Genomic DNA, 21,822 nt, shown 5'->3' with positions numbered 1-21,822 from the left:
GGCTGACCTGACGACGGCTGACCTGACGACGGCTGACCTGACGACGGCTGACCTGACGACGGCTGACCTGACGACGGCTGACCTGACGACGGCTGACCTGACGACGGCTGACCTGACGACGGCTGACCTGACGACGGCAGGTCGGATGGGGCGGCGGGCGATACGGGCGGTGTCGTCGCGGTCATGGTCGGCGACGAACCCGCGCCGCGCGCCCGCTGTCAAGCAACGAATTGCCCGGCAAGTCGTTTTTCGGCGGTGAACCATGCCTTCCTGCCTCCCGGCCCCGATACCTCCGCCGGCGCTTGGCGCGTCGAGCCGCCGCGCCGCACCGACGCGGTCGCGCGGTCGTTGCGCGCCGCGCTCGGCGGCCCGGCCGACCTTCCCGAAGACATGCGCACGCTGCTCCGCCGCCTCGGCGCCCGCCTCCCCCCCGCCCCCTGCTGACCCAATTCCTCCCCGGGCCACGCCCGGGGAGGGGGACCGCGCGGCAACGCCGCGTGGTGGAGGGGCCGCCGCGCCAGCGGCGGAACGCCCCCACGAAACCACCCCCATTCCTCCCCGGGCCCATGCCCGGGGAGGGGGACCGCGCGGCCACGCCGCGTGGTGGAGGGGCCGCCGCGCCAGCGGCGGAACACCCCCACGAAACCAACCCCAACGCTACCCGCCAATCCCCCAGGCCACACCCGGCGAGCGAAACCGTGCCGCAACCCCACGCCGCGGAACGCCCCGCCGCAAACCCGGCGACGCCTGCCGCCCCAAGCCCCGAGAGCCCCGCCCCCCGGAAATGCAAAACGGGGCGGCGCCCCTCGGCACCGCCCCGTTCCGCAAACCCGTCGCGCGCGATCAGCGATCGCGGCTGAGTTCCTCCACCTGTCCCATGATCGTGTCGAGCGCGCTCTTGCCGTCGGGGTTCTTCTGGCTCGATCGCCGCGACGGCAACTGCCCTTCGCTCAGCAGCGCCTCGAGCGCGACGCGGCCGCGCGCGACGCGGCTCTTGATCGTGCCCACCGCGACCTGACAGATCTCGGCGGCCTCCTCATAGGCAAAGCCGCCCGCGCCCACCAGGATCAGCGCCTCGCGCTGCGGTTGCGGCAGGTGGAGCAGCGCGCGCTGCATGTCCGAAAGCTCGACATGCCGGTCCTGGCTCGCGGGCGCGGCGAGCAGCCGGTCGGCGACCAGGTCGTCCCACTCGCCCTTGAAGCGCGCGCGGCGCATCTGGCTCAGATACAGGTTGCGCAGGATGATGAAGGTCCAGGCGCGCATGTTGGTGCCGGCCTGGAACCGCTTGCGCGCGGCCCATGCCTTCAGCAGCGTCTCCTGCACCAGGTCGTCGGCCAGATCGCGGCTTCCCGACAGCGACCGGCCAAAGGCGCGCAGATGCGGGATGACGAGCGCGAGCTGCTTTTTGAATTCGGGGTCGGAAAGCGAAACATGCGGTGCGGCCGTCGGCGCATCCTGTTCCTCGGGCGCCGTCTCCCCGCCGGGCGCACGATTTTCGGGGGTGTCGTCGTCGGTCATTCGATCCCGTTCGGTTGCGCGTGCCGCGATCGCAGTCGCGGCCGGGGCGCGGGTCAGGGTTGGGCCGGCGGCAAGCGCCGTCTGCATCGCCGTCACCGCCGTCACGACCAGACGATGATGGCAAAGGCGATGATGACCAGCGCCAGCCCGAACCCCAGCACATATCGAACCATGTGCGGCGTCGATCCGGCGCGGGCCCGATCGGGCGACAGGTGGATGGGGTCGTTCTGGTCAGCCATGCCGACATCAACCCCCCAACACCGTTTTGGGTCCGTATCCGTTGGAACCCGCGCCGGAATTTTTTCGTCGTCAGGCCGGAACGGTGGCCTCGTCAAAGAACAGCGCCTGGCTGATCGTCGTCTTGACCGTCTCGCGCTGGAACGGCTTGGTGATGAGGAAGGTCGGCTCGGGCCGCTCGCCGGTCAGCAACCGTTCGGGGAAGGCGGTGATGAAGATCACCGGCACGCTGAACTGCGCCAGGATGTCCTTCACCGCGTCGATGCCCGAACTGTCGTCGGCAAGCTGGATGTCGGCGAGCACCAGCCCCGGGCGGTCCTCCATCGCCAGCGCCACCGCCTCGTCGCGCGTCACCGCCACGCCGGTCACGTCATGGCCCAGATCGCGGACGATCTGTTCCAGGTCCATCGCGATCAGCGGCTCGTCCTCGATGATCATCACGCGCGTGCGCGTCTGGCGCTCGATCTCCGAAACCGCCTCGCGGACCAGGTCGCCGACCGCGTCGGCATCGGCCTCGATCAGATATCCGGCATCCTCGAGGCTGAACCCCTCCACCGTCGTCAGCAGCAGCGCCTGCCGCGACAGCGGGGTCAGCCGCGCCAGCCGGCGCCGCGCGATCGATTCGGCGTCGGCGACGCCTTCCTCGCCCTGCGCCTCGGCATCGAGGTTGGTCGACTGCCAGATCGCCTGAAAGGTGCGATACAGGCCCAGCCGCGGCTCGACGTCGCGGGGAAACTGGTCGGGTGCGGCGACGATCGCCTCCAGGGCGGCGCGCACATAACGGTCGCCTTCCGCCTGGCTTCCCGTCAGCGCGCGCGCATAGCGGCGGAGCAGCGGAAGATGCGGCGCAAGTTGCTGTCCAAGCGACATAAGCGGTACGTTCTCCTTCGTGGGCGCGTGGGGCATCTTGCGCCCCCACGCCGTTCCTTGGCAATCCATTCTGCAGTCCGAAGGAGCCCCTCCCCGGATTTCGCATCGGCTGTGGAACAATCGAGGCGCTATTTGGTTTCATGGCCAGCGTCGGGACGCACAAGGGCTTTGCCAAACGGCTTGCACTGTGGCGTCATGGCGCTAATCGGACGCCCGACGTCCGGAAACCGTCGTTCATTATCCGAGGCTCGGGGTCGCCGGGTGCTCAGGGGGGAATTGGTGCGTTCCGCAAAAGACCAGACGAAGCAGCCGCCGAAAACCAAGCGCGGAGCGGATGCCGGCAAGCCCGGTCGCGATGTCGGCGCCGCGTTGCGCCGCGCCTATGACGAGACGCTGGGCGAAAGCGTCCCGGACGATCTTCTCGACCTCCTGAAAAAGCTGGACTGACCGGCGCCGGCATGGGCGATTCCGAACCGCAGCGGCAATCGACCGGGCTCGCGGTGGCGATGGCGCGCATGTCGACCGGGGCCAAGGTTTTCCTGATCCTCGTCGGCGCGCTGTTTCCGCTCGCACTGATCGCGCTGCTCATCACGATCCAGACGACGCGCCACGCCAGCACCGAATCGCGCGAACAGCTCGCCGCCATCTCGAACGAAAGCGCCAGCATCGCCCAGAACATGCTCGGCGCCCAGGTCGCGCAGCTCGGCGAGGGGCTCGCCGCGCTCGAGGCCGATCCGCGCGACGCGCCCGCCTGCACGCGCCTCGTCGGCACCTTCGCCACCCAGTCGGGGGTGCGCTTCGCGGTGTTCGACGCGCGCGGGCGGCTGCTCTGCGGCCAGCGCTTCGACGCCGGCAACCGCGCGGCGCTGCGCCCGGCACAGGTCGACGCCGTGCTCAACGATACCGGGCTCGCGCTCCATATCGGCGGCACCAGCGGTGCGCGCGCGGTCGCCTTCTACCCGCTCGACGCGCTGCGCACGCTCATCCGGCCCAGCGGTTTCGTCCCCGATTACGGCGCCGCGCTGGTCGAGGGCGACGACCGGCTGGTGCTGCGCCGGCTGGCGCAGCGCGGCCCGCTCGAAAGCGCCGACACGACGCGCACGCCGCTGTCGCTCGACGGGCTGACGCTCGAAATGTCGATGCCGATCGCGCCGATCACCTCGCCGCTGGTGATCGCGACGGTACTGCTCGTGCTGATGTGGATCGCCGCGGCGGCGATCGGCTGGTTCGTCGTCGACATCCTGCTCATCCGGCCGATGCGGCGGCTGCGCACCAGCGTCGCCAATTACCGGCCCGGCGACGTGATCGACCTGCGCCGCTTCGGCGCGGTGCCCGCGCAGGAGCTGCGCGAGCTGGGCGAGACCTTTCAGCAGATCAGCCGCACCGTTCAGGCGCACGAGGCCGATCTGGCCGAGGGGCTGGTGCGCCAGACGCGGCTGACGCGCGAGGTGCATCACCGCGTCAAGAACAACCTCCAGGTGATCGCCAGCCTCATCAACTTCCATGCGCGCGGCGCGCAGGGGCCGGAGGCGGCCGAGGCCTATGCCTCGATCCAGCGGCGCGTCGATGCGCTCGCCGTCGTCCACCGCCACCATTATGCCGAGATGGAGGAAAATCGCGGGCTCGAACTGCGCGCGGTGATGGGCGAGCTTGCGTCGAACATCCGCGCGACCGCGCCCGATTCGACGCGGCTGGCGATCACGCTCGATGTCGAGCCCGTGCTCGTCAGCCAGGACGTCGCCACCGCGGTCGCCTTCCTGCTGACCGAGATCATCGAGCTGGCGATGCGCTGCAATCCGGGCGCGCAGATCCGCATCTCGCTCAAGATCGCCGACGACGATCCGGCGCGCGCGACGCTCCGCGTCGTCTCGCCCGCGCTGGTCGAAAGCCCCGAGTTCGAGGCGCTGCTCGAAAGCCGCTATGGCCGCGTCATCGGCGGGCTCGCGCGCCAGATGCGCACGCGGCTGCATCACGACCCGCTCGTCGGTGCCTACGAAAGCACGATCGCGATCAACGGGCGTCCCTGACGCATCTGACGCATCGAGGCTGGCGCATCGACGCTGGCGCATCGACAAAAGGGCATGCGTCATCGGCGTTCGCCGAACGGCGGCTTTTGGCGCCGCAACGACGGAAATCGACGCGCGATTGCGCGAAACGTCCCGGCAACGGCGCCATAATCCCCGAAAAAAATCTGCATTGGGGGGAACCGGGGATCGCGGAGGCCGTTATCAGCTTCGGATAGTGACCTTTTGCCCCCCCGCTCTCGCTATCCAACAGCAAGGCCCGGAAGCGTCAACCCTCCCCCCCCCGGTGGCGCTTCCGGGCCTCACCTATTTGGGGCTTTTTCCTTTGTTTTCATGGCTTTGAAGGCGCTCGGTCCGCGCATGGAACGAAGCCGCCCCGTCGCGCATTCCCTGTCCGCCCACTCATCAGGGAGAGATTTCGATGCGTAAGATCCTGGCCTGCGCCACCCTCGCCGGCGCCCTCCTCGTCGCCGCCTGCAACACCGTCGAAGGCGTCGGCAAGGACGTCTCCTCGGCGGGCGACACCGTCGCCAACACCGCGGAACGTTCCAAGTAAATCAATGGCTTGAGCCCCGCCCCGGCGCCGCCTTCGGGCACCGGGCGGGGCGCGGGCTCACCCCGCCTGCCCTTCCGCCGCCGCCGCGCGCTCGCGCCGCCGCCGCGTGAACCAGATCGCCACCAGCGACAGAAAATACAGCCCGATCAACGGGATGGCCAGCAACAGCTGCGATCCGACATCGGGCGGGGTCAGCACCGCCGCAATCGCCACCGCGCCCACCACGGCATAGCGCCATGCCCCTTTCAGCTGCTCATAGGTGACGATTCCCGCATGCTCGAGCAGCATCAGCAGCACCGGCAGCAGGAACGACAGCCCGAAGCCGAAGATGAACTGCATCACGAACTTGAGGTAGCTGTTCACATCCGGCAGCGCCTGCTGGTGAACGCCGCCCAGATTGCCTTGGAATCCCAGCAGAAATTTGAGCGCGACCGGCACCGCGACGAAATAGGCCATCGCCGCGCCCGCCAGGAACAGCACCGGCGTCGCGAGCAGGAACGGCAGCAGCGCCTGCTTCTCGCGGCGATAGAGCCCCGGCGCGACGAACTGCCACAACTGGTTGGCGATCACCGGAAACGCGATCATCAGCCCGGCAAAGAACGCGACCTTCACCTCGACAAGGAAACCGCCGAAAATCTCGGTGTTGATGATCGTCACCTGCCCCGCCTGCTTGAGCGGAGCGACCAGAAATCCCAGGATCGCACGCGCGAAATACAGGCAGCCGCCAAATGCGACGATCAGCGCGCCGATCGACCAGAGCAGCCGGCGGCGCAGCTCGATCAGATGTTCGAGCAGCGGGGCCTGGGTGTCGTCGATCTCATCCACGATGCGGCGGTTCCGTCGAAGGGGTGTGAGGGCCGGGCGCGGCGGGGTCGGCCACGACCGGGCCGGCGGGATGCGGTGCGGCGGCCACCGGCGCCGGGTCGGGATGGATCACCGGCGGCGCCACGGTCTCGACCGGCGGCTCGCCGTCCGCCCCGCCGCCGCTTTCGCCGGCAACCGGTGCGGGAAGCGCCGCGATCTCGTTCGATCCCAGCGGCGACGTCACCGGGCTGTGCGCGGGATGCTCGCGCATGATCCGCTCGTTCTCCGCCTTCCACTGCTTTTCCAGCTCGGCCAGCTCGGACTCGCGGATCATGTTGTCGATGCCCGAACGGAACTGCCGCGCGACGCCGCGCGCGCGCCCGATCCATTTCCCCGCGACCCGCATCGCGGCGGGAAGATCCTTTGGCCCGATCACCACCAGCGCCACGACGGCGACCAGCAGCAGTTCGGTCGGCGCGATATCGAACATTCTGTCGGCTTATCCCACTCGCATCATGCGGCACCCGCCGCGATCCGCGCCGGCTGCCCGGCGCCCCGCGCCGCGCTATTCGTCCCCGGCACGGCGGCCGGGGCGGCTGTCGTTCAGCGCTGCTCCTCGCGGGCGCGCTCGGCTTCGGGCGTATAGCTCGGCTCGGGGGCCGGCTTGCCCTCGATGCGGGTCGGCTGGGCCGGCTTGGGCGCCTCGTCGTCCTCGGCCATCCCCTTCTTGAAGTTCTTGATGCCCTTGGCCACGTCACCCATCATGTTCGAAAAGCGACCACCGCCCAGCAGGAGGATCGCCAGAACGCCGACCACGATCCAGTGCATCAGGCTGAAACTACCCATTAGACTTCTCCTTGTCCCCGTCGCTTATCTAGGCGTCGGCAGCGCCCGGAGCAACGGCCCCGGCGGTCCCCCGCGTCGAATCGAGCAGCATGGGCGCCGCCCTAATCGGCTTGCGTGACAGTTTCGCTAGCCGCAGCGTCGTCGTCCGCGCCATCCGCATCTTCCCCGGCGTCGATCCGCTCCATCGCCAGGTCGACCGGATCGAGCAGCCCGGCGGCGCGCAGGTCGTCGATCCCGGGCAGGTCGCGGCGGCTCGCCAGCCCGAAATGGCTCAGAAAGGCGGGCGTCGTCGCGTACATCAGCGGCCGGCCCGGCACCTCGCGGCGTCCGGCGGGGCGCACCCATCCCGCCTCCATCAGCACGTCGATCGTGCCCTTGCTGATCTGCACGCCGCGGATCGCCTCGATCTCGGCGCGCGTGACCGGCTCGTGATAGGCGATGATCGCCAGCGTCTCGATCCCCGCGCGGCTCAGCTTGCGCGTCTCCTCGCGATCGCGGCGCAGGAAATGCGCCAGGTCGGGCGCGGTCTGGAAGTGCCAGCGGTCGCCGCGCCGGACGAGTTCGATTCCCCGTCCCGCATAATGCCGCACCAGCACCGCCAGCGCGCCGCGAACATCGGCCGTGCTGCCCACATGCGCGCGGATCTCGTCGACCGTCATCGGCTGTTCGGCGGCGAACAGCACCGCCTCGACCGCGCGGACGACGCCCTCGCCCGCATCTGGCGACGCGCCCGTCACGACACCCCGCGCAGATAGAGCGGTGCAAAGGGCGACTGCTGGCGCAGTTCGATCCGCCCCTGGCGCGCCAGTTCGAGCGCCGCCACGAACGACGAGGCGAGCGCCGAGCGCCGATAGCTGCCGCTGGCATCCTCGGGAAGAAAACTCTCGATCGTGCTCCACGTCACCCGCGTGCCGATCAGCCGCGACACGCGCTCGATCGCCGCGTCGAGCGTCATCACGTCGCGCTGTGCGACGACGTGCATCACCGGCCGCGTGCGCGCGCTGATCCGGCCATAGGCGGCGATCAGGTCATAGATTTCGGCCGTCCACCGCGCCTGACGCGCCACGCGCAGCCCCTCCGGCGCCCCGCGCGGAAACACGTCGCGTCCCAGCCGGTCGCGCGCGATCAGCCGCGCGCCCGCCTCGCGCATCGCGTTCAGCCGTTCCAGCCGCAATTGCAGCCGCAGCGCCATTTCCTCGGGGCTCGGCGTCTCCTCGGGATTGCGCGGCAGCAACAGCGCCGATTTGAGATAGGCGAGCCACGCCGCCATCACCAGATAGTCGGCCGCCAGCTCCAGCCGCAGCGCGCGCGCCTGGTTCACGTAATCGAGATACTGTTCGACCAGTTCCAGGATCGAGATCTGGCGCAGGTCGACCTTCTGGTTGCGGGCAAGCGCGAGCAACAGGTCGAGCGGCCCTTCCCAGCCCTCGACCTCGATCGTCAACGTGTCGCCCGCATCCTCGCTCATCGGCGCAGACTAGGCGATCGTCACGGGCGGGCGCAAATGCGCGTCAGGCACATGCGAGCAGCGCGTCGCGGCGAGCGATCAGCGCCTCGAACGACGTCCGGTCGCCGCCGCCCGGCGCCGCCACGCTTGCCATCGCCCGCGCCAGCCGCGTCAGGCACGCCGCGTCGGCATCGGGAATCCGCCCGGCGATCTCCACCATCTCGTCCATCCGCGCCCAGCAATCGAGCACCACGTCGCATCCCGCCGCCAGCGCCGCCGCGGCCTTCTCGCCCGGCGTGCCCGACAGCGCCTTCATGTCGATATCGTCGGTCATCAACAGTCCGTCGAAGCCGATGCGGCCGCGGATCACCTCGCCGATCACGCGCGGCGACAGCGTCGCCGGCCGTTCGGCGTCCCATGCCTCGAACACGACATGACAGGTCATCGCCATCGGCGCATCGGCAAGCCGTTCGAACGGTGCCAGGTCGGTCGCCAGTTCCGCCTCGGATGCGGCGACGCGCGGCAGGGCGACGTGGCTGTCGACCTTTGCCCGGCCATGCCCCGGCATGTGCTTGACGACGCCGACCACCCCGGCGCGGCGCAGGCCGTCCAGCATCGCGCGGCCCAGCGCGGCGACGCGCATCGGCTCGCCGCCAAAGGCGCGATCGCCGATCACGTCCGAACTTCCCGGTTGCCGCACGTCGAGCAGCGGCGCGCAATCGACCGTGACGCCGACCTCGGCAAGCATCGTGCCCAGCGCCTCGGCATTGGCGCGCACCGCCTCGATCGCCGAAACCGGCGCGGTGTCATACAGCGCGGCGAACGCCTCGCCCGCCGGAAATGCCGGCCATTCGGGCGGCACCATCCGCGCCACGCGCCCGCCCTCCTGATCGATCAGCACGGGCAGGTCGCTTCGCCCGGTCAGGTCGCGCAGGCTGTCGGTCAGCGCGCGCATCTGCTTCCGGTCGACGCAGTTGCGACGGAACAGGATAAACCCCAGCGGGTCCGCCTCACGGAAAAAGGCGCGCTCGTCCGCGGTCAGCGCAGCGCCCGCAACGCCAAAGATCACCGGTTTCATGGCGTCCCCCTAGCCCAGCGCGCGCAGCCGCGAAACCGCGAACGGCGATCGTCCGGGCGGCCGCGGCTCAATTGGCGATGAAGCAGCTTTCGCCCGCAACCTTCAGCCGCCCGCACAGTTCGCGCGCCTGGCCGTTGCTGCCGGCGTTGACGCGCAACCGATAGAGCGTCTTGCCGTCGCGCGCGACGGGCTCGACCGACTTTCCAAGCGCCGCCAGATAGGCGAAGCGGCGCGAAAAGCGGACCCACGCCACATTAGCCGCGCCCTCGCTGGGATAGGCGCCGAGCTGGATCACCGCGCCCGATCCGCTCGGGGCGCTGGCGACCGGTGCGCCGGTGCCGTTGCGCAGCACGGTCTTGCTCCCCGGCACGGTCGGCGTCGCGGCCTTGGGCAGCGAGAGCTTGGCCGATGCCGCGGGGGTCGCCGCGGGCGACGGGCTCGCGGCCTTGCGCCCGTCGATCGGCGCTTCGGGAAGGCGGCCGACATTGATGCCCGCGTTGGTCTGCGCGCCCTGGCTGGTGGCAAAGACCGAATCGCCTTCGCCTTCCACCTGCATCCCGCCCGGATCGGTCGGCTTGATCTTGTACGGCGCCGCGGGTGCCTTGATCAGCGCGCCGTTGCCGCCCGCCGTGCGGCTGTGGTGCAGCCAGTACCAGCCGCCGCCCACCGCCGCCATCGCGGCGATGACCAGCCCGACGAACAGCAGGAAGCGGCCCGCCCATGGGCGTTCCTCATATTCCTCCTCGACCGTCTCGAGCCACGGCAGCCGCTCGTTGTCGATCTCGCTCCCGTCGGCGGCGGTGGTCATGCCTCACATCTCCTGAACGGCTTCGACACCCATGATACGCAAACCATTGCGGATAATCTGCGCGATGGCCTGTGCGAGGTAAAGCCGCGCACAGCTCAGCGCAGGGTTCTCCGGCACCAGGAAACGGCGGCTGGGGTCATCCTTGCCCATATTCCATTGTGAGTGAAGTTCCGCCGCCAGGTCATAGAGATAAAAGGCGATACGGTGCGGTTCGCGCGCCGCTGCGGCGCCTTCCACCACGCGCGGGAACTGCGCCGCCAGCTTCACCAGCCCCAGCTCGGCCGTATCAAGCAGGGACAGGTCGGCCGTCGCGCAGGCGATCCCCGCCTCGGCCATCCGGCGCCCCAGCGACGCGACGCGGGCATGCGCATACTGCACATAGAATACCGGATTGTCCTTCGACGCCTCGACCACCTTGGCAAAGTCGAAGTCCATCTGCGCATCGGCCTTGCGGGTGAGCATGGTGAAGCGGACCACATCCTTGCCCACTTCGCGCACCACGTCGGCCAGCGTGACGAAATTGCCCGCGCGCTTCGACATCTTCACCGGCTCGCCCGCGCGCAGCAGGCGCACCATCTGCACCAGCTTGACGTCGAACTTGGTCTTGCCGCCGGTCAGCGCCTGCACCGCCGCGACGATGCGCTTCACCGTGCCGGCATGGTCGGCGCCCCAGATGTCGATCAGCTGGTCGGCCGACTGCGCCTTCTGGAAGTGATAGGCGAGGTCGGCGCCGAAATAGGTCCAGCTGCCGTTCGACTTCTTGATCGGCCGGTCCTGGTCGTCGCCGAACTGGGTCGCGCGGAACAGCGGCAGTTCGACCGGCTCCCAGTCCTCGGGCGTCTCGCCCTTGGGCGCCTCGAGCACGCCGTCATAGACGAGCCCGCGCTCGCGCAGCCATGCCTCGGCCGCCTCGGGCTTGCCCGCCGCCTGCAGCTCGGCCTCGGACGAGAACAGGTCGTGATGGATGCCCAGCAGCGCCAGGTCGTCCTTGATCATCACGAGCATCGCCGCCACCGCCGTCTTGCGGAACAGCACCAGCCACTCGCTCTCGGGCGCGCCGACATATTTGTCGCCATATTCAGCCGCGAGCTGCTGCCCCACCGGCTTCAGATAGTCGCCCGGATACAGCCCCTCGGGGATCTCGCCGATGTCCTCGCCCAGCGCCTCGCGGTAACGCAGGTGCGCCGAGCGCGCGAGCACGTCGACCTGGCCGCCCGCGTCGTTGACATAATATTCGCGGATCACCTTGTGCCCGACATATTCGAGCAGGCTTGCCAGCGCGTCGCCCACCACCGCGCCGCGGCAATGGCCCATGTGCATCGGCCCCGTCGGGTTGGCCGAGACATATTCGATGTTGACGGTCACGCCGCTGCCGACCGTCGAGCGACCGTAATCGTCACCCGCGTCGCGGATCGCGCCAAGCTCGCCGCGCCAGGTCGCGTCGGTGAGCGTCATGTTGATAAAACCCGGCCCCGCCACCGAAACCGCAGCGACCGCGTCGATCTTGCGCAGCTCGGCCGCGATCAGTTCGGCCAGCGCGCGCGGATTGGTGCCGGCGGGCTTGGCCAGTACCATCGCGGCGTTGGTGGCCAGATCGCCATGGCTCGGATCGCGCGGCGGCTCGACCGTGACCGCGCGTCGTTCCAGCCCCGCAGGCAGATCGCCGGCGAGGACGAGCGCATCCAGGGCAAGGTTCAGATGCGCGGCGAAACGAGCATAGAGCGTCATGGGCATTCCAGCGGTTGAAGGAAGGGCGGTGCTGTAGCGGAACAGACGCCCTTCGTCACCCATCAGGATCGATCCCCGCGCGCCCGGGTTCCGCGCGCTAGCACTCAGCCATATTTGGCGTGAAAAGCGGCCTCGCTCATGCAGGCATAGATGATCGCCTCGACGAACGCCACAATCCCGGGAATGAAAGTCCAGCAGAACAGCAGATAAACGATGCCCCATCCGGCACGCCCGAGATAGAACTCGTGAATCCCGATGCCACCCCCAATTGATCAAAAAGACCGGGCGATAGCCGCTGACCATCGCCCGTCATCAGATGGCGCACGGAATCTTTCAATGCGACAGCTTACTGTTTCAACGGCACCATCTCGAACAACATGCCCGTTATACTTTCTTCTGCGCAGCTATGCGCGTATCAGTCCGGTCAGCGGACGGGCGGCAGACGGGTCTGCGAACAGCGTCGTCGCGACGCGGGCGGCTGGAAGGCCAAAATGCTCGGCCAGCGCGCCGCCGATCAGCCCGTCGAGCGCCGTCGTGGGGCGCAGATCCCGCCCCTCGTACAGCGCCGCATCCCCCAGCCCCGGCCAGTCGGCCTGCACCCGGCCGCCCTGCACCGCGCCGCCGAGCAGCATCGCGACCGATCCCGTGCCGTGATCGGTGCCCCCGGTGCCGTTGGCCTTCACCGTCCGGCCGAACTCGGTCGCCACCACCACCAGCGTATTGTCCCAGTGCGGTCCCAGCCCCGCCTTCAGCGCCGAGACCATCGCGTCGAGCGCCTTCAACTGCCCGTTCAGCCGCCCGCGCTGGCCCGAATGGGTGTCCCACCCGCCGGTCTCGATCATCGCGAGCCGGGCGCCGCCGGGCGCCGAGAGCAGCTTGGCTGCCAGCGTGCCGGTATCGACGGCCCGCTTGCCCGAATCGCCGCCGATCTCGCCGGCGAGCATCCGCGTCGCCATCGCCTCCTGCCACAGCGGGTGGAGTTGCCTGTCGCCCTCGTACATCGCGGTCACGCGCGCGAGCAGGTCGTCCGACGGATCGGGCAACGACGATGGGGCATAGCTCGCCACCTCCGCGGCACCGCGCAACGCCATCGGCACCGTCGCGGCGATCGCGATTGCCTTGTCCTCGGCGGGCAGCAGCCGCAGCAGCCGGTTCATCCAGCCGTCCTTGAGCTGGTAGGCCGAAAGCCCCCCCGTCTCGAGCACATTCTGCCCGTCGAAATGCGACCGGTCCCGGTACGGCGAGGCGACGGCATGGACGAACAGCGCCTGCCTCGCCTGATAAAGATCCAGCATGTGCGCCAGCGCCGGGTGCAGCGCGAACATCGCGTCGAGCCTTGGCGCGCTCGCGAAATCGGCGGCCAGGTCGCCGCGCGCGGGGGCATAGGCGGGGTCGCCCACCGGCGCCACGATGCCCAGCCCGTCGGCCGCGCCGCGCTGGATGATGAACACGAACCGCCGCTCGGTCGCCGCGCGCGCAAACGCCATGCGCGGTCCCATCAGCGTGGTGACGAATGCGCCCGTCCCGAGCGCGACGAAATTGCGCCGCGTGACCATTGCCTTCACCTCCGCATGAATTCGGGCGTGACGAGCATCAGCGCCGTCGCCTGTGCCGGGCTTTCGGCCCGTGCGATCGCCTGCGCACTGGCCGCACCCAGCGCACCTGGGAACAGTGCCGCCGCCCGCGCACGCGCGTCGATCGGGCTCCGCAGCCGCTGCGCCAGCCGCTGCGCCGCCTCGACCCGCCGCATCACCGCATCGGGCCCGGCCCAGCTCGGCGCGACATCGTCCCATCCGGCAGGCGATCCGGGCTTCCACACCGGCTGGCCCAGCTGGACGAGCAGCCCCTGCACCGGCTGCGCCTCCACGCGGTCGGTGCCCAGCGCGCGCATCGCCGAGATCGTCCATTCCCACGGCGTCTTGAACTTGGCCGGTGCCGGCGCCCAGCACTCGCCCGCGCCGATCAGCACGGCATAGAGGCTGGGGAGGTCGCCGCCCGTCTCCAGAAAGCGCTTCTCCAGCCGCGCGACCAGCGACGGCGGCGGATCGTCGGCCGCGAAATGGCGGGCCAGCTTGGTGGCGATGTGGCGCGCGGTCGCCGGATGCGTCGCCACCAGGTCGAGCACGGCCGCCGCCTGCGCCTCGCCCGCTTCGGCAAAGCGCCGGCCGAGCAGCATGCGGTCGCCGGGTTCGTGCAGCGCGGCAACGAAGCGGAAGCTGCCCGGCGCGCTGCCGTCGTCGCGACCGCCGCGCATCCCCGCCGCGGTCCATCCGGTCAGCGCCCGCGCGAATTCGGTGACGTCGGCCTGGCTGTATCCCGATCGCACGCCCAGCGTGTGCAGTTCCAGGATTTCGCGCGCCAGATTCTCGTTGAGCCCCGGCGTGCGCCCCCGCCCCGCCGCGCGGCGCGCATAGGGGCTGTTCGGCCCGACCGACTCGGCCTGGTTGAGGTAGACGAGCATCGCCGGATGCCGCTCGACCGCGTCGAGCATCTCGCCGAACCGGCCGAGGACGTGCGGACGGATCGCCTCGAACTCCAGCGTCCCGGCAAGCGCCGTCATCTCCATATTGTCCGCCGAAACCGCGAAATGATTGGCCCAGAAATGCACCAGCCGCTCGACGAACGGCGTGTCGGACATCACCGCCGTCGCCGCACGCGCGCCGACCATCGCGACATAGGATTTGCGCGCCTGCTCGTTCGCATCGCGACGAAGCTGCGTCAGCGGATCGTTCTCCGCTGCGGTTGTGGGTGCCGGCATCGGCGCCATCGCCGCGCCCGCCGGAAGCGGCGCCGCCGGCATCGGCCCCACCGGCGGCGGGACCATGGCCGGGGCCGCAGGCGTCGTGCCCGGCGGCACCGCGCCCTTGCCGGGACCGAACTGGGCACGCAGCAACCGCGCCTGCTCGCGATAATCGCGAATGGCCGTCACGACCGCCATGCTCGTCGCCACGCCGTCGAGCGATGCGGGACGCGGTTCAAAGCGCTTGAGCTGTGCGGTCAGCCAGCGGCGGGGGTCGCCGCCGGGATCATCGCCCGGGCGCCCGCCCAGGCCAAAGCGGTTCAGCGCAACACTGGCAGCAGCATCGGACACCGGCGACCAAGCTCCTTCGATCCTCTTGCGGGATGCACCGAGTCTAACGCGCGTCTGTCGCAAAACTGTGTCGGCGGGCGCGCCGGCGGCATTTTTGAGCAGGGGTATCGCTTGCACGCGCTGCAACCTGACCATGCGCGCTTTGCGTTTGCGATTACGCTGCACCGCACCATATCTGCACGATCAAGAAGGGATCATGGGCGGTCGCCGATCGGCACCGACCCGCACAAGGAAGGACCAACGATCGTGTCGCGCACCCTGTTGATTGCCGCCGCCGCCCTGCTTCCCCTCGCTGCGCCCGCGCATGCGTCCGAACGCGCCTTCACGCGCGACGGCGTCACCTACACCTACACCGTCACGCCCAAGGGCGACGCGACGGTGATCGAAGGGCGCGCGACCGGCGGCAGCCGCTTCCATCTCGTCGTGCGCGACGGCTGGGTCAGCGGCTTTTCGGGCACGACGCGCGTGTCGTTCCGCGCGCCGCAGGGCAATTCGGATCCGCTGGCGGTGGCGGGGCGCTAATCCCCCCCTCACACGCGCCAGCCATCACGGCGGATGCTGAAGAAGGGGCTCCCGATCGGGGGCCCCTTCGCTTTTGGGGGTCATGCACGCCCGCGACCGGCCGCGGCGATCAGAAACCTTCGGGCAGGTCGATCGACCCCACCAGCTCGCGATAGCGGGCGATGGCGAAGCGATCGGTCATCCCTGCGATGAAATCGGCGATGTGGCGGCTGTGGTCCGGCTCGTTGGCGGGCAGCGCCTCGCGCCATTCCTCGGGCAACTGCGCCGGATCGCCGCGATAGGCGTCGAACAGCCCCGCAACCACCTTGCGCGCGGCCTCGGCGGCGGCAAGCTGGCTCGGATGGTGATAGAGGTTGGCGTACATGAAACGCTTCAGCCCGCGCTCGGCCTCGCGCATCGCGTCCGAGAAATCGCCCAGGCAACGCCCCGCGCCGCGCACCTCGTCCACCGTCGCGACGCCGCTGTCCGCCACCCGCGCGCGCGTCGCGGCGATCAGGTCGTTGACCATCTCGCCGATCTGCGTGCGGATCAGTTCGCCGACCAGCCGGCGCTGCGGCACGCCGGGAAACTTCGCCTCGATCCGGCGCCAGCTCTCGGCCACCATCGGCACCGCCATCAGCTGGTCGAGCGTCAGCAGCCCGGCGCGCAGCCCGTCGTCGATATCGTGGTTGTCATAGGCGATGTCGTCGGCGAGCGCGGCGACCTGCGCCTCCAGCGACGGCCAGCTATCGAGCGCCAGCGGGAATTCGGCATCCACCGCCGCCAGCGCCCATTGCGGGTGCGGAACCGGCCCGTTGTGCTTGGCCAGCCCTTCCAGCGTGTCCCAGCTCAGGTTCAGCCCGTCCCACAGCGGATAGGGACGTTCCAGTCGCGTCAGCACGCGCAGCGTGTGGCCGTTATGGTCGAACCCGCCCTGCCCGTTCAGCGCAGCCTTCAGCGCCTCCTCGCCCGCATGGCCGAACGGCGGATGGCCGATGTCGTGCGCCAGGCACAGCGCCTCGGTCAGGTCCTCGTTCAGCCCCAGCGCCCGCGCGATCGTGCGGCCGATCTGCGCGACTTCCAGGCTGTGCGTCAGCCGGACGCGGAAATGGTCGCCGTCGGGCGCCATGAACACCTGCGTCTTGTGGCGCAGCCGGCGAAAGCTGATCGAATGGATGATGCGGTCGCGGTCGCGCTGGAACGCATCGCGCGGCCCGCGCACCGCACCCCGCGCTTCGGGATGCAGCCGCCCGCGCGTCTGTTCGGGCATACAGGCCCATGGAGCGCGTGGAATCACTTTTCCTCCAGCCGGGAAACCTTCTGCCCGGCGTCACTGGTAAAGACGAACGCCGAAACGCCCTGTTTGCGCAGTCCGTTGACGAATGCCTGCGCCTCGGCCTGCGTCTTGAACGGGCCGGTGAGCACGCGGTGCGTCGCGCGCAGCGGCGTCGACCAGCCCGTGCGACCGCGGAACGCGCCCGGCGCCTTGGCCGTCGTGGCCTTCCACGCCTTGCCCAGGTCGCCCGGGTTGGCGCCGCCCGCCACCTGGACCCAGATGCGCGACGGCTCGCCCTTGCCGGGATGGCGCGGATCGGGCTTGGTGCCGGGTTTTTCGGATTTGTCGGGCTTGTCGCCCTTGCCGCCGCGCGCGCCCTTCTCGGCGCGGTCGCCCTTGTCGTTGCGATCGGGCTTGGCACTGCGATCAGGCTTGGCGTTGCGCGCCGGCTTCTCTTCCGCCGCATCGGCCTTGCCGCCGCGCCCGGGCTTGGCGTGGGGATCGGGCTTGCGGGTGCCCCCGCGCGCCGTCGCCTCCGCCGCCTCGGCCTCGCGCGTCCGCGCCGCGGGCTTCTCGCGCGTCGGCCGCTCGCGCAGCGTGACGGCAGGCCGTTCGGGCGCCGCTTCGACGCGAGCATGCGCCGGCGGCGTCACCGGCGCGGGCACCGCGACCGGGCGGTTGACCGCCTCCAGCTCCTCGGCCGGAATGGCGATGCCGGCGACGATCGAATCGAGCGAGCCGTCGGCCTGAACCGGATGCCCGGGCGAGGTCGGTGCCGTCGTCTCGGGCGTCGCAGGCGGAACCGGCGCCGGTTCGGGTGCGGGCGCGGGCGCGGGCGCGGCTGCTGTCGCCGACCCGGCCGCGCTCGACGACACCCCGGCGGGACGCGCGGTCGGCGGCAGCGTCGTCACCACGGTCGGCATCGCGGCGGCGGCAAGTTGGGTCGGGTTCGCCACGTGCGGCACCGGGGGCTCGGTGCGCGTCGGCGCGGCGGCGACCGGCGCGGCAGCAGTCACCGGCGGCGTCGCGCCCGGATGCACCGGCACGGTGACGTTGGTCTCGGGCGGCGGGGCCTGGACCGGCGCCGCCGGGGTCGACCGCACCGCCACGGCCACCGGCGCCGCGGCGGCGAGCGTCGACGCCGCGGGCGCCGTCGTCTGCACCGCGGCCGGCACCGTGTCGCCGCTCCGGCCGCGCGAGCGGCTGCGCGTCGCATGCGTCGGTGCGGCCGGCCTCGGCGTCGCCGCGGCAAGCGCGGCCGCGGGCGGCGCCGGAACATAGGCGGGCATCGCCGGCGCCAGCCGCGCATCGGCGATCCGCGCGGGCGTCGGCGAAAGCTCGCCGAAATGCACTGCAAAGGCGCGGTCCGCCGGGTTCAGCCCCGCCAGCCGCCGGAAAAAGGGCGTCATCGACTGGCCGAGCGCCCCCGGCATCATCGTCGTCGCGATATGCTCGGCCCCCGCGACATCGCCGTTCATCGCCAGGACGAACGCGCGCGCGCGCCACGCCGCGCGATCATTGCGCCGCAACAGCGGGTCGAGCAGCCTTCCCGCCTCGTCGCTCTTGCCGGTGATTCCCAGCGACAGCGCCAGCCGCCGCACCGTCTCGTCATCGGGCGCATCGGCCAGCGCGCGGCGGTAATCGGCCTGGGCGAGCAGCGGCTGGCCGATCAGGTCGTGCGCAAAGCCGCGGTCGCTCGCGAAATCGCGCATCGCCACCCCGCCCGCCTCGGCCGACTGGAACAGGCGCAACGCCTCGCCCGGCCGCCCCGTGCGGACCAGCGCGACCGCACGCCCGGCCGCGATCCGCGGGTTGCTCGGCTCCACCGCCTCGGCACGCGCAAAAAAGGCGAACGCCGCCGCGCTGTCGTCGAGCCGCGCGCTCAGCACGCCCGCGTCGATCAGCGTCGGCACGTCGCGCGGATTGGTCGCCAGCAATCGAATGTCCTGCGCCAGCCGGTCGGCGTCGCTGTTCCCCGCGGGGACGACTTCGGACTGGGCCTGTGCCTGGGCTTGGGCCTGTGCCGGCGGCGCCAGCGCACCCGCGGCCAGGATAAGCGCCAGCGACAGCGGGCGCGCAAGACGATGCTGCTTCATGATCGCGGACTCCAGGGCGCGCATCCACCTGAACCCGGGATGACGCACCGCCGGCGCTGCGCCGAAACGCGTGTCGCCGGCGGTGACAGGCGCCTTACTGGTTGTTCTGGCTGCGCAGGAAACGCGGGATGTCGAGCGGATCGCTCTCGCCCTCACCCTGCTTGGCCGCCCCGCGCGAGGCCGACGCCATCCGCTCGAACAGCGTGCCGCCCGAACGACGCGCCGGCTTGGCCTCGCCGCCGACATCGTCGTCGCCGCCGGTCAGCCAGCGACGGCGGCTGCCGAATTCCGGCGCGGGTGCGGGTGCCGGGGCCGGCGCGGGCGTCGGCGTCACCGGCGGCACCGCGGTCTCGGCGCCCAGCAGCAGTTCGTCCGAAGCGCTCGCGTCCTCGACCGGGGCGGTCGGCGCCACCGGCTCGGCGGCCACGGGCGCGGGGGCCGGCGCAGCGACGGGCTCGGGCGCAGGCGCGATCGGCTCGGCGGCCGCTTCGGGCGCCGGCTGCGGCGTCGCGGGCGCATCGCCGACGCCGGTGCGGCGCGGCGTCGCGAACGAGAACACGCGCGGCTGTTCGGTCGCGGCGGGCGCCGGAACCGCGGTGCTGTCGGCGTCGATGCCGGTCGCCACGACCGACACGCGGATGCGGCCTTCCAGTTCGGGGTTGAACGCCGAACCCCAGATGATGTTCGCGTCGGGATCGACCAGTTCGCGGATGTGGTTCGCGGCCTCGTCGACTTCCAGCAGGCGCATGTCCTCGCCGCCGGTGATCGACACGATCACGCCCTTGGCGCCGTTCATCGACACGCCGTCGAGCAGCGGGTTGGCGATCGCCTTCTGCGCCGCCATCAGCGCGCGGTCGTCGCCCTCGGCCTCGCCGGTGCCCATCATCGCCTTGCCCATTTCCTGCATCACCGAACGCACGTCGGCGAAGTCCAGGTTGATGAGGCCGGGCATGACCATCAGGTCGGTGATGCCGCGCACGCCCTGCTGCAGCACCTCGTCGGCCATTTCGAACGCCTGCTTGAACGTGGTGTTCGCGTTGGCGATCAGGAACAGGTTCTGGTTGGGGATGACGATCAGCGTATCGACATATTTCTGAAGCTCTTCGATGCCCTTCTCGGCCGATTGCGCGCGGCGGCGGCCTTCGAAGGCAAACGGCTTGGTGACGACGCCCACCGTCAGGATGCCCATGTCGCGCGCGGCCTTGGCGATCACGGGTGCGGCGCCGGTGCCGGTGCCGCCGCCCATGCCCGCGGCGATGAACACCATGTGCGCGCCCTCGAGCGTCTTCTGGACCTGCTCGATCGTCTCTTCCGCGGCGGCGCGACCGATCTCGGGACGCGAACCCGCACCCAGCCCTTGCGTGATCTTGGCACCCAGCTGGATGCGCTGCCCGGCGGGCGACTGCTTCAGCGCCTGCGCGTCGGTGTTCGCGACCAGGAAATCAACGCCCTGCACGTCCGCGCGGATCATGTTCGCAATGGCGTTGCCGCCCGCTCCTCCGACGCCGATGACGGTGATCTTGGGCGTCAGCTCATCCTCGTCGATCGGAAGAAATTCGATACTCATTCCTATTCTCCCCTGGCGACGCCCCCGCGCTGGAGCGCCACCGTGAAACCTTTTGATGCACGAAGGGCGGAGCCGACTCTAGTGCAAACGCACGCCCTCTGTCGCTTTTCCTCAATAATTCGCCCGGAACGCCGCGATCAACCGCTGTAGCAGCGCAGTCGGGCTCGATTTTGTCACCATCTGGTGTGCCGGCTGCATCGCGCGCAGGTCGATCGGGTCGCTCGCGGCAAAGCGCGCCAGCCCCGCCAGCGTCGAAAAGGCCGGCCCGGCATGCGCGTCGGGAAGCACCGTCAGGCCCTTTGGCCGTCCCAGCCGCACCGCGCTGCCCAGCGCCTGCTGCGCATAATCGGCGATGCCGGTCAGCTCGGCGCCGCCGCCCGTCAGCACGATCTGCCGCCCCACCGGGTCCTGGAAGCCCAGCTTGCGCAGCTCCTTCTGGATCTCGGCCATCAGCCGCTCCAGCCGCTGGCGGATGATCGCGTTGAGCTGCGCCTTGGTGATGCGCGGCCCCTCGGCGCCGTCGTCGGGAACGGCGGGCATCACCTCGATCATCTCGTGGTTGTCGCGCGGGCTCAGATTGGCCGATCCGTGGAAGCACTTGGTGCGCTCGGCCCATTGCCGCGCCGCGCCGAACGCCGATGCGATGTCGTCGGTGATGTCGGCCGATCCCATCGGGATCGACGCCAGCCCCGCCAGCACGCCGCCGCGGAACACCGACACATTGGTCACGCCCGCGCCGATCTCGACCAGCGCGACGCCCAGTTCGCGCTCCTCCTCGCTCAGGCACGCAAGCCCCGTCGCCACCGGCGCCGCGATGATCGAACGCACCTCCAGATGCGCCGAACGGACGCACAGGTCGAGGTTGCGCACCGGCGATCCGTCGGTCGCGACGACATGGATGTCGACGCCCAGCCGGTCGGCATGGAGGCCCAGCGGGCGCTTCACCCCGGTCAGCCCGTCGACGGTATAGCGCGTCGGCTGCGCATGGAGCACCATCTTGCCCTGCGGGTCGATCGCGTCGCGCCCGGCCTTCAACAGGTCGTCGATGTCCGACTGCTCGACGCGATGCCCGCCCAGGTCGGCTTCCAGCTTGACGATGTCGGAAACCAGCCCGCCCGCCGAAAAGCTGACCCACACATCCTCGATGTTGGTCCCCGCGATGCGTTCGGCCTGCTCCACCGCCTCGCGGATCGCGATCTCGGTCGCATGCATGTCGGCGACATAGCCGCGCTTGACGCCGCGGCTCTCGCGCTGGCCGGTGCCCAGCACGACCAGCCCGCCCTCTTCCGATCGCCGCGCGATCAGCGCGGACACCTTCGACGATCCGACGTCGAGCGCGGTGATCAGGCCTTCGGTGACGGTCTTCGCCATGCTC

23 protein-coding genes are annotated in these 21,822 nt (G+C 70.1%); 5 read left to right on the top strand and 18 right to left on the bottom strand.

Translation table 11 applies throughout. From position 1 onward, the window contains the following. Positions 1-259: pentapeptide repeat-containing protein (locus ACT3CF_RS05145; protein ID WP_478420858.1), on the top strand; the 259-nt coding region annotated here is incomplete at its 5' end. A 584-nt stretch (positions 260-843) separates the two neighbouring features. Here ACT3CF_RS05145 and ACT3CF_RS05140 read toward each other — a convergent pair. The 3 genes from ACT3CF_RS05140 to ACT3CF_RS05130 all read right to left on the bottom strand — a co-directional run bounded on the left by ACT3CF_RS05140 (position 844) and on the right by ACT3CF_RS05130 (position 2,625). Then, on the bottom strand, positions 844-1,518 hold the full coding sequence (locus ACT3CF_RS05140; RefSeq protein ID WP_478420857.1) for a sigma-70 family RNA polymerase sigma factor: 675 nt from the start codon (positions 1,516-1,518) through the stop codon (positions 844-846). A 101-nt stretch (positions 1,519-1,619) separates the two neighbouring features. Further along, entirely contained in the window at positions 1,620-1,757 is a 138-nt protein-coding gene (locus tag ACT3CF_RS05135) for a hypothetical protein (RefSeq protein WP_478420856.1), read from the bottom strand. Between the two features lie 70 nt (positions 1,758-1,827). Continuing rightward, positions 1,828-2,625, bottom strand: coding sequence for a response regulator (locus tag ACT3CF_RS05130; protein WP_478420855.1), 798 nt, complete (start codon positions 2,623-2,625; stop codon positions 1,828-1,830). Positions 2,626-2,904: 279 nt separating this feature from the next. Between ACT3CF_RS05130 and ACT3CF_RS05125 the strand changes: the two genes are divergently transcribed. The 3 genes from ACT3CF_RS05125 (at position 2,905) to ACT3CF_RS05115 (ending at position 5,205) form a co-directional block, all read left to right on the top strand. After that, positions 2,905-3,072: a NepR family anti-sigma factor gene (locus ACT3CF_RS05125; RefSeq protein ID WP_478421354.1), complete on the top strand. Its 168-nt coding sequence runs from the start codon at positions 2,905-2,907 to the stop codon at positions 3,070-3,072. A gap of 11 nt (positions 3,073-3,083) precedes the next feature. After that, a complete protein-coding gene (locus tag ACT3CF_RS05120; protein ID WP_478420854.1) occupies positions 3,084-4,652 on the top strand; it encodes a sensor histidine kinase in 1,569 nt (522 codons plus the stop codon). Between the two features lie 418 nt (positions 4,653-5,070). After that, a complete protein-coding gene (locus ACT3CF_RS05115; RefSeq protein ID WP_478420853.1) occupies positions 5,071-5,205 on the top strand; it encodes an entericidin A/B family lipoprotein in 135 nt (44 codons plus the stop codon). Between the two features lie 57 nt (positions 5,206-5,262). Here ACT3CF_RS05115 and tatC read toward each other — a convergent pair whose 3' ends face one another. The 11 genes from tatC to ACT3CF_RS05060 form a co-directional block, all read right to left on the bottom strand. After that, positions 5,263-6,030, bottom strand: a complete 768-nt coding sequence (tatC, locus tag ACT3CF_RS05110) for a twin-arginine translocase subunit TatC (protein WP_478420851.1) — start codon at positions 6,028-6,030, stop codon at positions 5,263-5,265. Further along, positions 6,023-6,499: a Sec-independent protein translocase protein TatB gene (tatB, locus tag ACT3CF_RS05105; protein ID WP_478420849.1), complete on the bottom strand. Its 477-nt coding sequence runs from the start codon at positions 6,497-6,499 to the stop codon at positions 6,023-6,025. Before tatB ends, tatC begins: the two co-directional genes overlap by 8 nt. Positions 6,500-6,612: 113 nt before the next feature. Continuing rightward, positions 6,613-6,855, bottom strand: a complete 243-nt coding sequence (locus ACT3CF_RS05100) for a twin-arginine translocase TatA/TatE family subunit (RefSeq protein WP_478420847.1) — start codon at positions 6,853-6,855, stop codon at positions 6,613-6,615. Between the two features lie 101 nt (positions 6,856-6,956). Then, positions 6,957-7,592: an SMC-Scp complex subunit ScpB gene (gene scpB / locus ACT3CF_RS05095; protein ID WP_478420845.1), complete on the bottom strand. Its 636-nt coding sequence runs from the start codon at positions 7,590-7,592 to the stop codon at positions 6,957-6,959. Next, complete coding sequence (locus tag ACT3CF_RS05090; protein ID WP_478420843.1) at positions 7,589-8,323, bottom strand: segregation and condensation protein A; 735 nt, start codon at positions 8,321-8,323, stop codon at positions 7,589-7,591. Before ACT3CF_RS05090 ends, scpB begins: the two co-directional genes overlap by 4 nt. Before the next feature lie 43 nt (positions 8,324-8,366). Then, the gene (gene nagZ, locus ACT3CF_RS05085; RefSeq protein WP_478420841.1) at positions 8,367-9,380 is read right to left on the bottom strand and encodes a beta-N-acetylhexosaminidase; all 1,014 of its coding nucleotides are present in this window, start codon (positions 9,378-9,380) and stop codon (positions 8,367-8,369) included. 67 nt (positions 9,381-9,447) lie between these two features. Next, complete coding sequence (locus tag ACT3CF_RS05080; protein ID WP_478420840.1) at positions 9,448-10,188, bottom strand: SPOR domain-containing protein; 741 nt, start codon at positions 10,186-10,188, stop codon at positions 9,448-9,450. A 3-nt stretch (positions 10,189-10,191) separates the two neighbouring features. After that, positions 10,192-11,916 carry an arginine--tRNA ligase gene (gene argS, locus ACT3CF_RS05075; protein ID WP_478420838.1) on the bottom strand — a complete coding sequence of 575 codons (1,725 nt, stop codon included), beginning with the start codon at positions 11,914-11,916 and terminating at the stop codon, positions 10,192-10,194. A 104-nt stretch (positions 11,917-12,020) separates the two neighbouring features. Further along, on the bottom strand, positions 12,021-12,173 hold the full coding sequence (locus ACT3CF_RS05070) for a TM2 domain-containing protein (RefSeq protein WP_478421353.1): 153 nt from the start codon (positions 12,171-12,173) through the stop codon (positions 12,021-12,023). Positions 12,174-12,320: 147 nt separating this feature from the next. Further along, the gene (locus ACT3CF_RS05065; RefSeq protein WP_478420836.1) at positions 12,321-13,472 is read right to left on the bottom strand and encodes a DUF1501 domain-containing protein; all 1,152 of its coding nucleotides are present in this window, start codon (positions 13,470-13,472) and stop codon (positions 12,321-12,323) included. Between the two features lie 5 nt (positions 13,473-13,477). Continuing rightward, positions 13,478-15,007: a DUF1800 domain-containing protein gene (locus ACT3CF_RS05060; protein ID WP_478420834.1), complete on the bottom strand. Its 1,530-nt coding sequence runs from the start codon at positions 15,005-15,007 to the stop codon at positions 13,478-13,480. 246 nt (positions 15,008-15,253) lie between these two features. Here ACT3CF_RS05060 and ACT3CF_RS05055 point away from each other — a divergent pair, with 246 nt between their 5' ends. Further along, on the top strand, positions 15,254-15,529 hold the full coding sequence (locus tag ACT3CF_RS05055; protein WP_478420833.1) for a hypothetical protein: 276 nt from the start codon (positions 15,254-15,256) through the stop codon (positions 15,527-15,529). Between the two features lie 109 nt (positions 15,530-15,638). Here the strand turns inward: ACT3CF_RS05055 and ACT3CF_RS05050 are convergent, their stop codons facing one another. The 4 genes from ACT3CF_RS05050 to ftsA form a co-directional block, all read right to left on the bottom strand. Beyond that, complete coding sequence (locus tag ACT3CF_RS05050) at positions 15,639-16,805, bottom strand: deoxyguanosinetriphosphate triphosphohydrolase (RefSeq protein WP_478420832.1); 1,167 nt, start codon at positions 16,803-16,805, stop codon at positions 15,639-15,641. After that, positions 16,802-18,880 carry an SPOR domain-containing protein gene (locus ACT3CF_RS05045; RefSeq protein WP_478420830.1) on the bottom strand — a complete coding sequence of 693 codons (2,079 nt, stop codon included), beginning with the start codon at positions 18,878-18,880 and terminating at the stop codon, positions 16,802-16,804. The genes ACT3CF_RS05050 and ACT3CF_RS05045 overlap by 4 nt, the downstream gene beginning before the upstream one ends. A gap of 94 nt (positions 18,881-18,974) precedes the next feature. Then, positions 18,975-20,447: a cell division protein FtsZ gene (gene ftsZ / locus ACT3CF_RS05040; protein ID WP_478420829.1), complete on the bottom strand. Its 1,473-nt coding sequence runs from the start codon at positions 20,445-20,447 to the stop codon at positions 18,975-18,977. Positions 20,448-20,558: 111 nt separating this feature from the next. Beyond that, complete coding sequence (ftsA, locus tag ACT3CF_RS05035; RefSeq protein ID WP_478420828.1) at positions 20,559-21,818, bottom strand: cell division protein FtsA; 1,260 nt, start codon at positions 21,816-21,818, stop codon at positions 20,559-20,561. Between the last annotated feature and the right edge of the window lie 4 nt (positions 21,819-21,822).

Source organism: Sphingomonas chlorellae (assembly GCF_056485145.1).
The sequence above is the reverse complement of the archived record's forward strand: the minus strand, read 5'-3'. Positions and strand labels throughout refer to the sequence as shown.

Coding starts and splice junctions, on each gene's coding strand:
- ACT3CF_RS05140 (WP_478420857.1), bottom strand. CDS start 1,518: ATGACCGACGACGACACCCCCGAAAATCGTGCGCCCGGCGGGGAGACG.
- ACT3CF_RS05115 (WP_478420853.1), top strand. CDS start 5,071: ATGCGTAAGATCCTGGCCTGCGCCACCCTCGCCGGCGCCCTCCTCGTC.
- ACT3CF_RS05135 (WP_478420856.1), bottom strand. CDS start 1,757: ATGGCTGACCAGAACGACCCCATCCACCTGTCGCCCGATCGGGCCCGC.
- ACT3CF_RS05120 (WP_478420854.1), top strand. CDS start 3,084: ATGGGCGATTCCGAACCGCAGCGGCAATCGACCGGGCTCGCGGTGGCG.
- ACT3CF_RS05080 (WP_478420840.1), bottom strand. CDS start 10,188: ATGACCACCGCCGCCGACGGGAGCGAGATCGACAACGAGCGGCTGCCG.
- ACT3CF_RS05090 (WP_478420843.1), bottom strand. CDS start 8,323: ATGAGCGAGGATGCGGGCGACACGTTGACGATCGAGGTCGAGGGCTGG.
- ACT3CF_RS05065 (WP_478420836.1), bottom strand. CDS start 13,472: ATGGTCACGCGGCGCAATTTCGTCGCGCTCGGGACGGGCGCATTCGTC.
- ftsA (WP_478420828.1), bottom strand. CDS start 21,818: ATGGCGAAGACCGTCACCGAAGGCCTGATCACCGCGCTCGACGTCGGA.
- ACT3CF_RS05045 (WP_478420830.1), bottom strand. CDS start 18,880: ATGAAGCAGCATCGTCTTGCGCGCCCGCTGTCGCTGGCGCTTATCCTG.
- argS (WP_478420838.1), bottom strand. CDS start 11,916: ATGACGCTCTATGCTCGTTTCGCCGCGCATCTGAACCTTGCCCTGGAT.
- nagZ (WP_478420841.1), bottom strand. CDS start 9,380: ATGAAACCGGTGATCTTTGGCGTTGCGGGCGCTGCGCTGACCGCGGAC.
- tatB (WP_478420849.1), bottom strand. CDS start 6,499: ATGTTCGATATCGCGCCGACCGAACTGCTGCTGGTCGCCGTCGTGGCG.
- ACT3CF_RS05100 (WP_478420847.1), bottom strand. CDS start 6,855: ATGGGTAGTTTCAGCCTGATGCACTGGATCGTGGTCGGCGTTCTGGCG.
- ACT3CF_RS05130 (WP_478420855.1), bottom strand. CDS start 2,625: ATGTCGCTTGGACAGCAACTTGCGCCGCATCTTCCGCTGCTCCGCCGC.
- ftsZ (WP_478420829.1), bottom strand. CDS start 20,447: ATGAGTATCGAATTTCTTCCGATCGACGAGGATGAGCTGACGCCCAAG.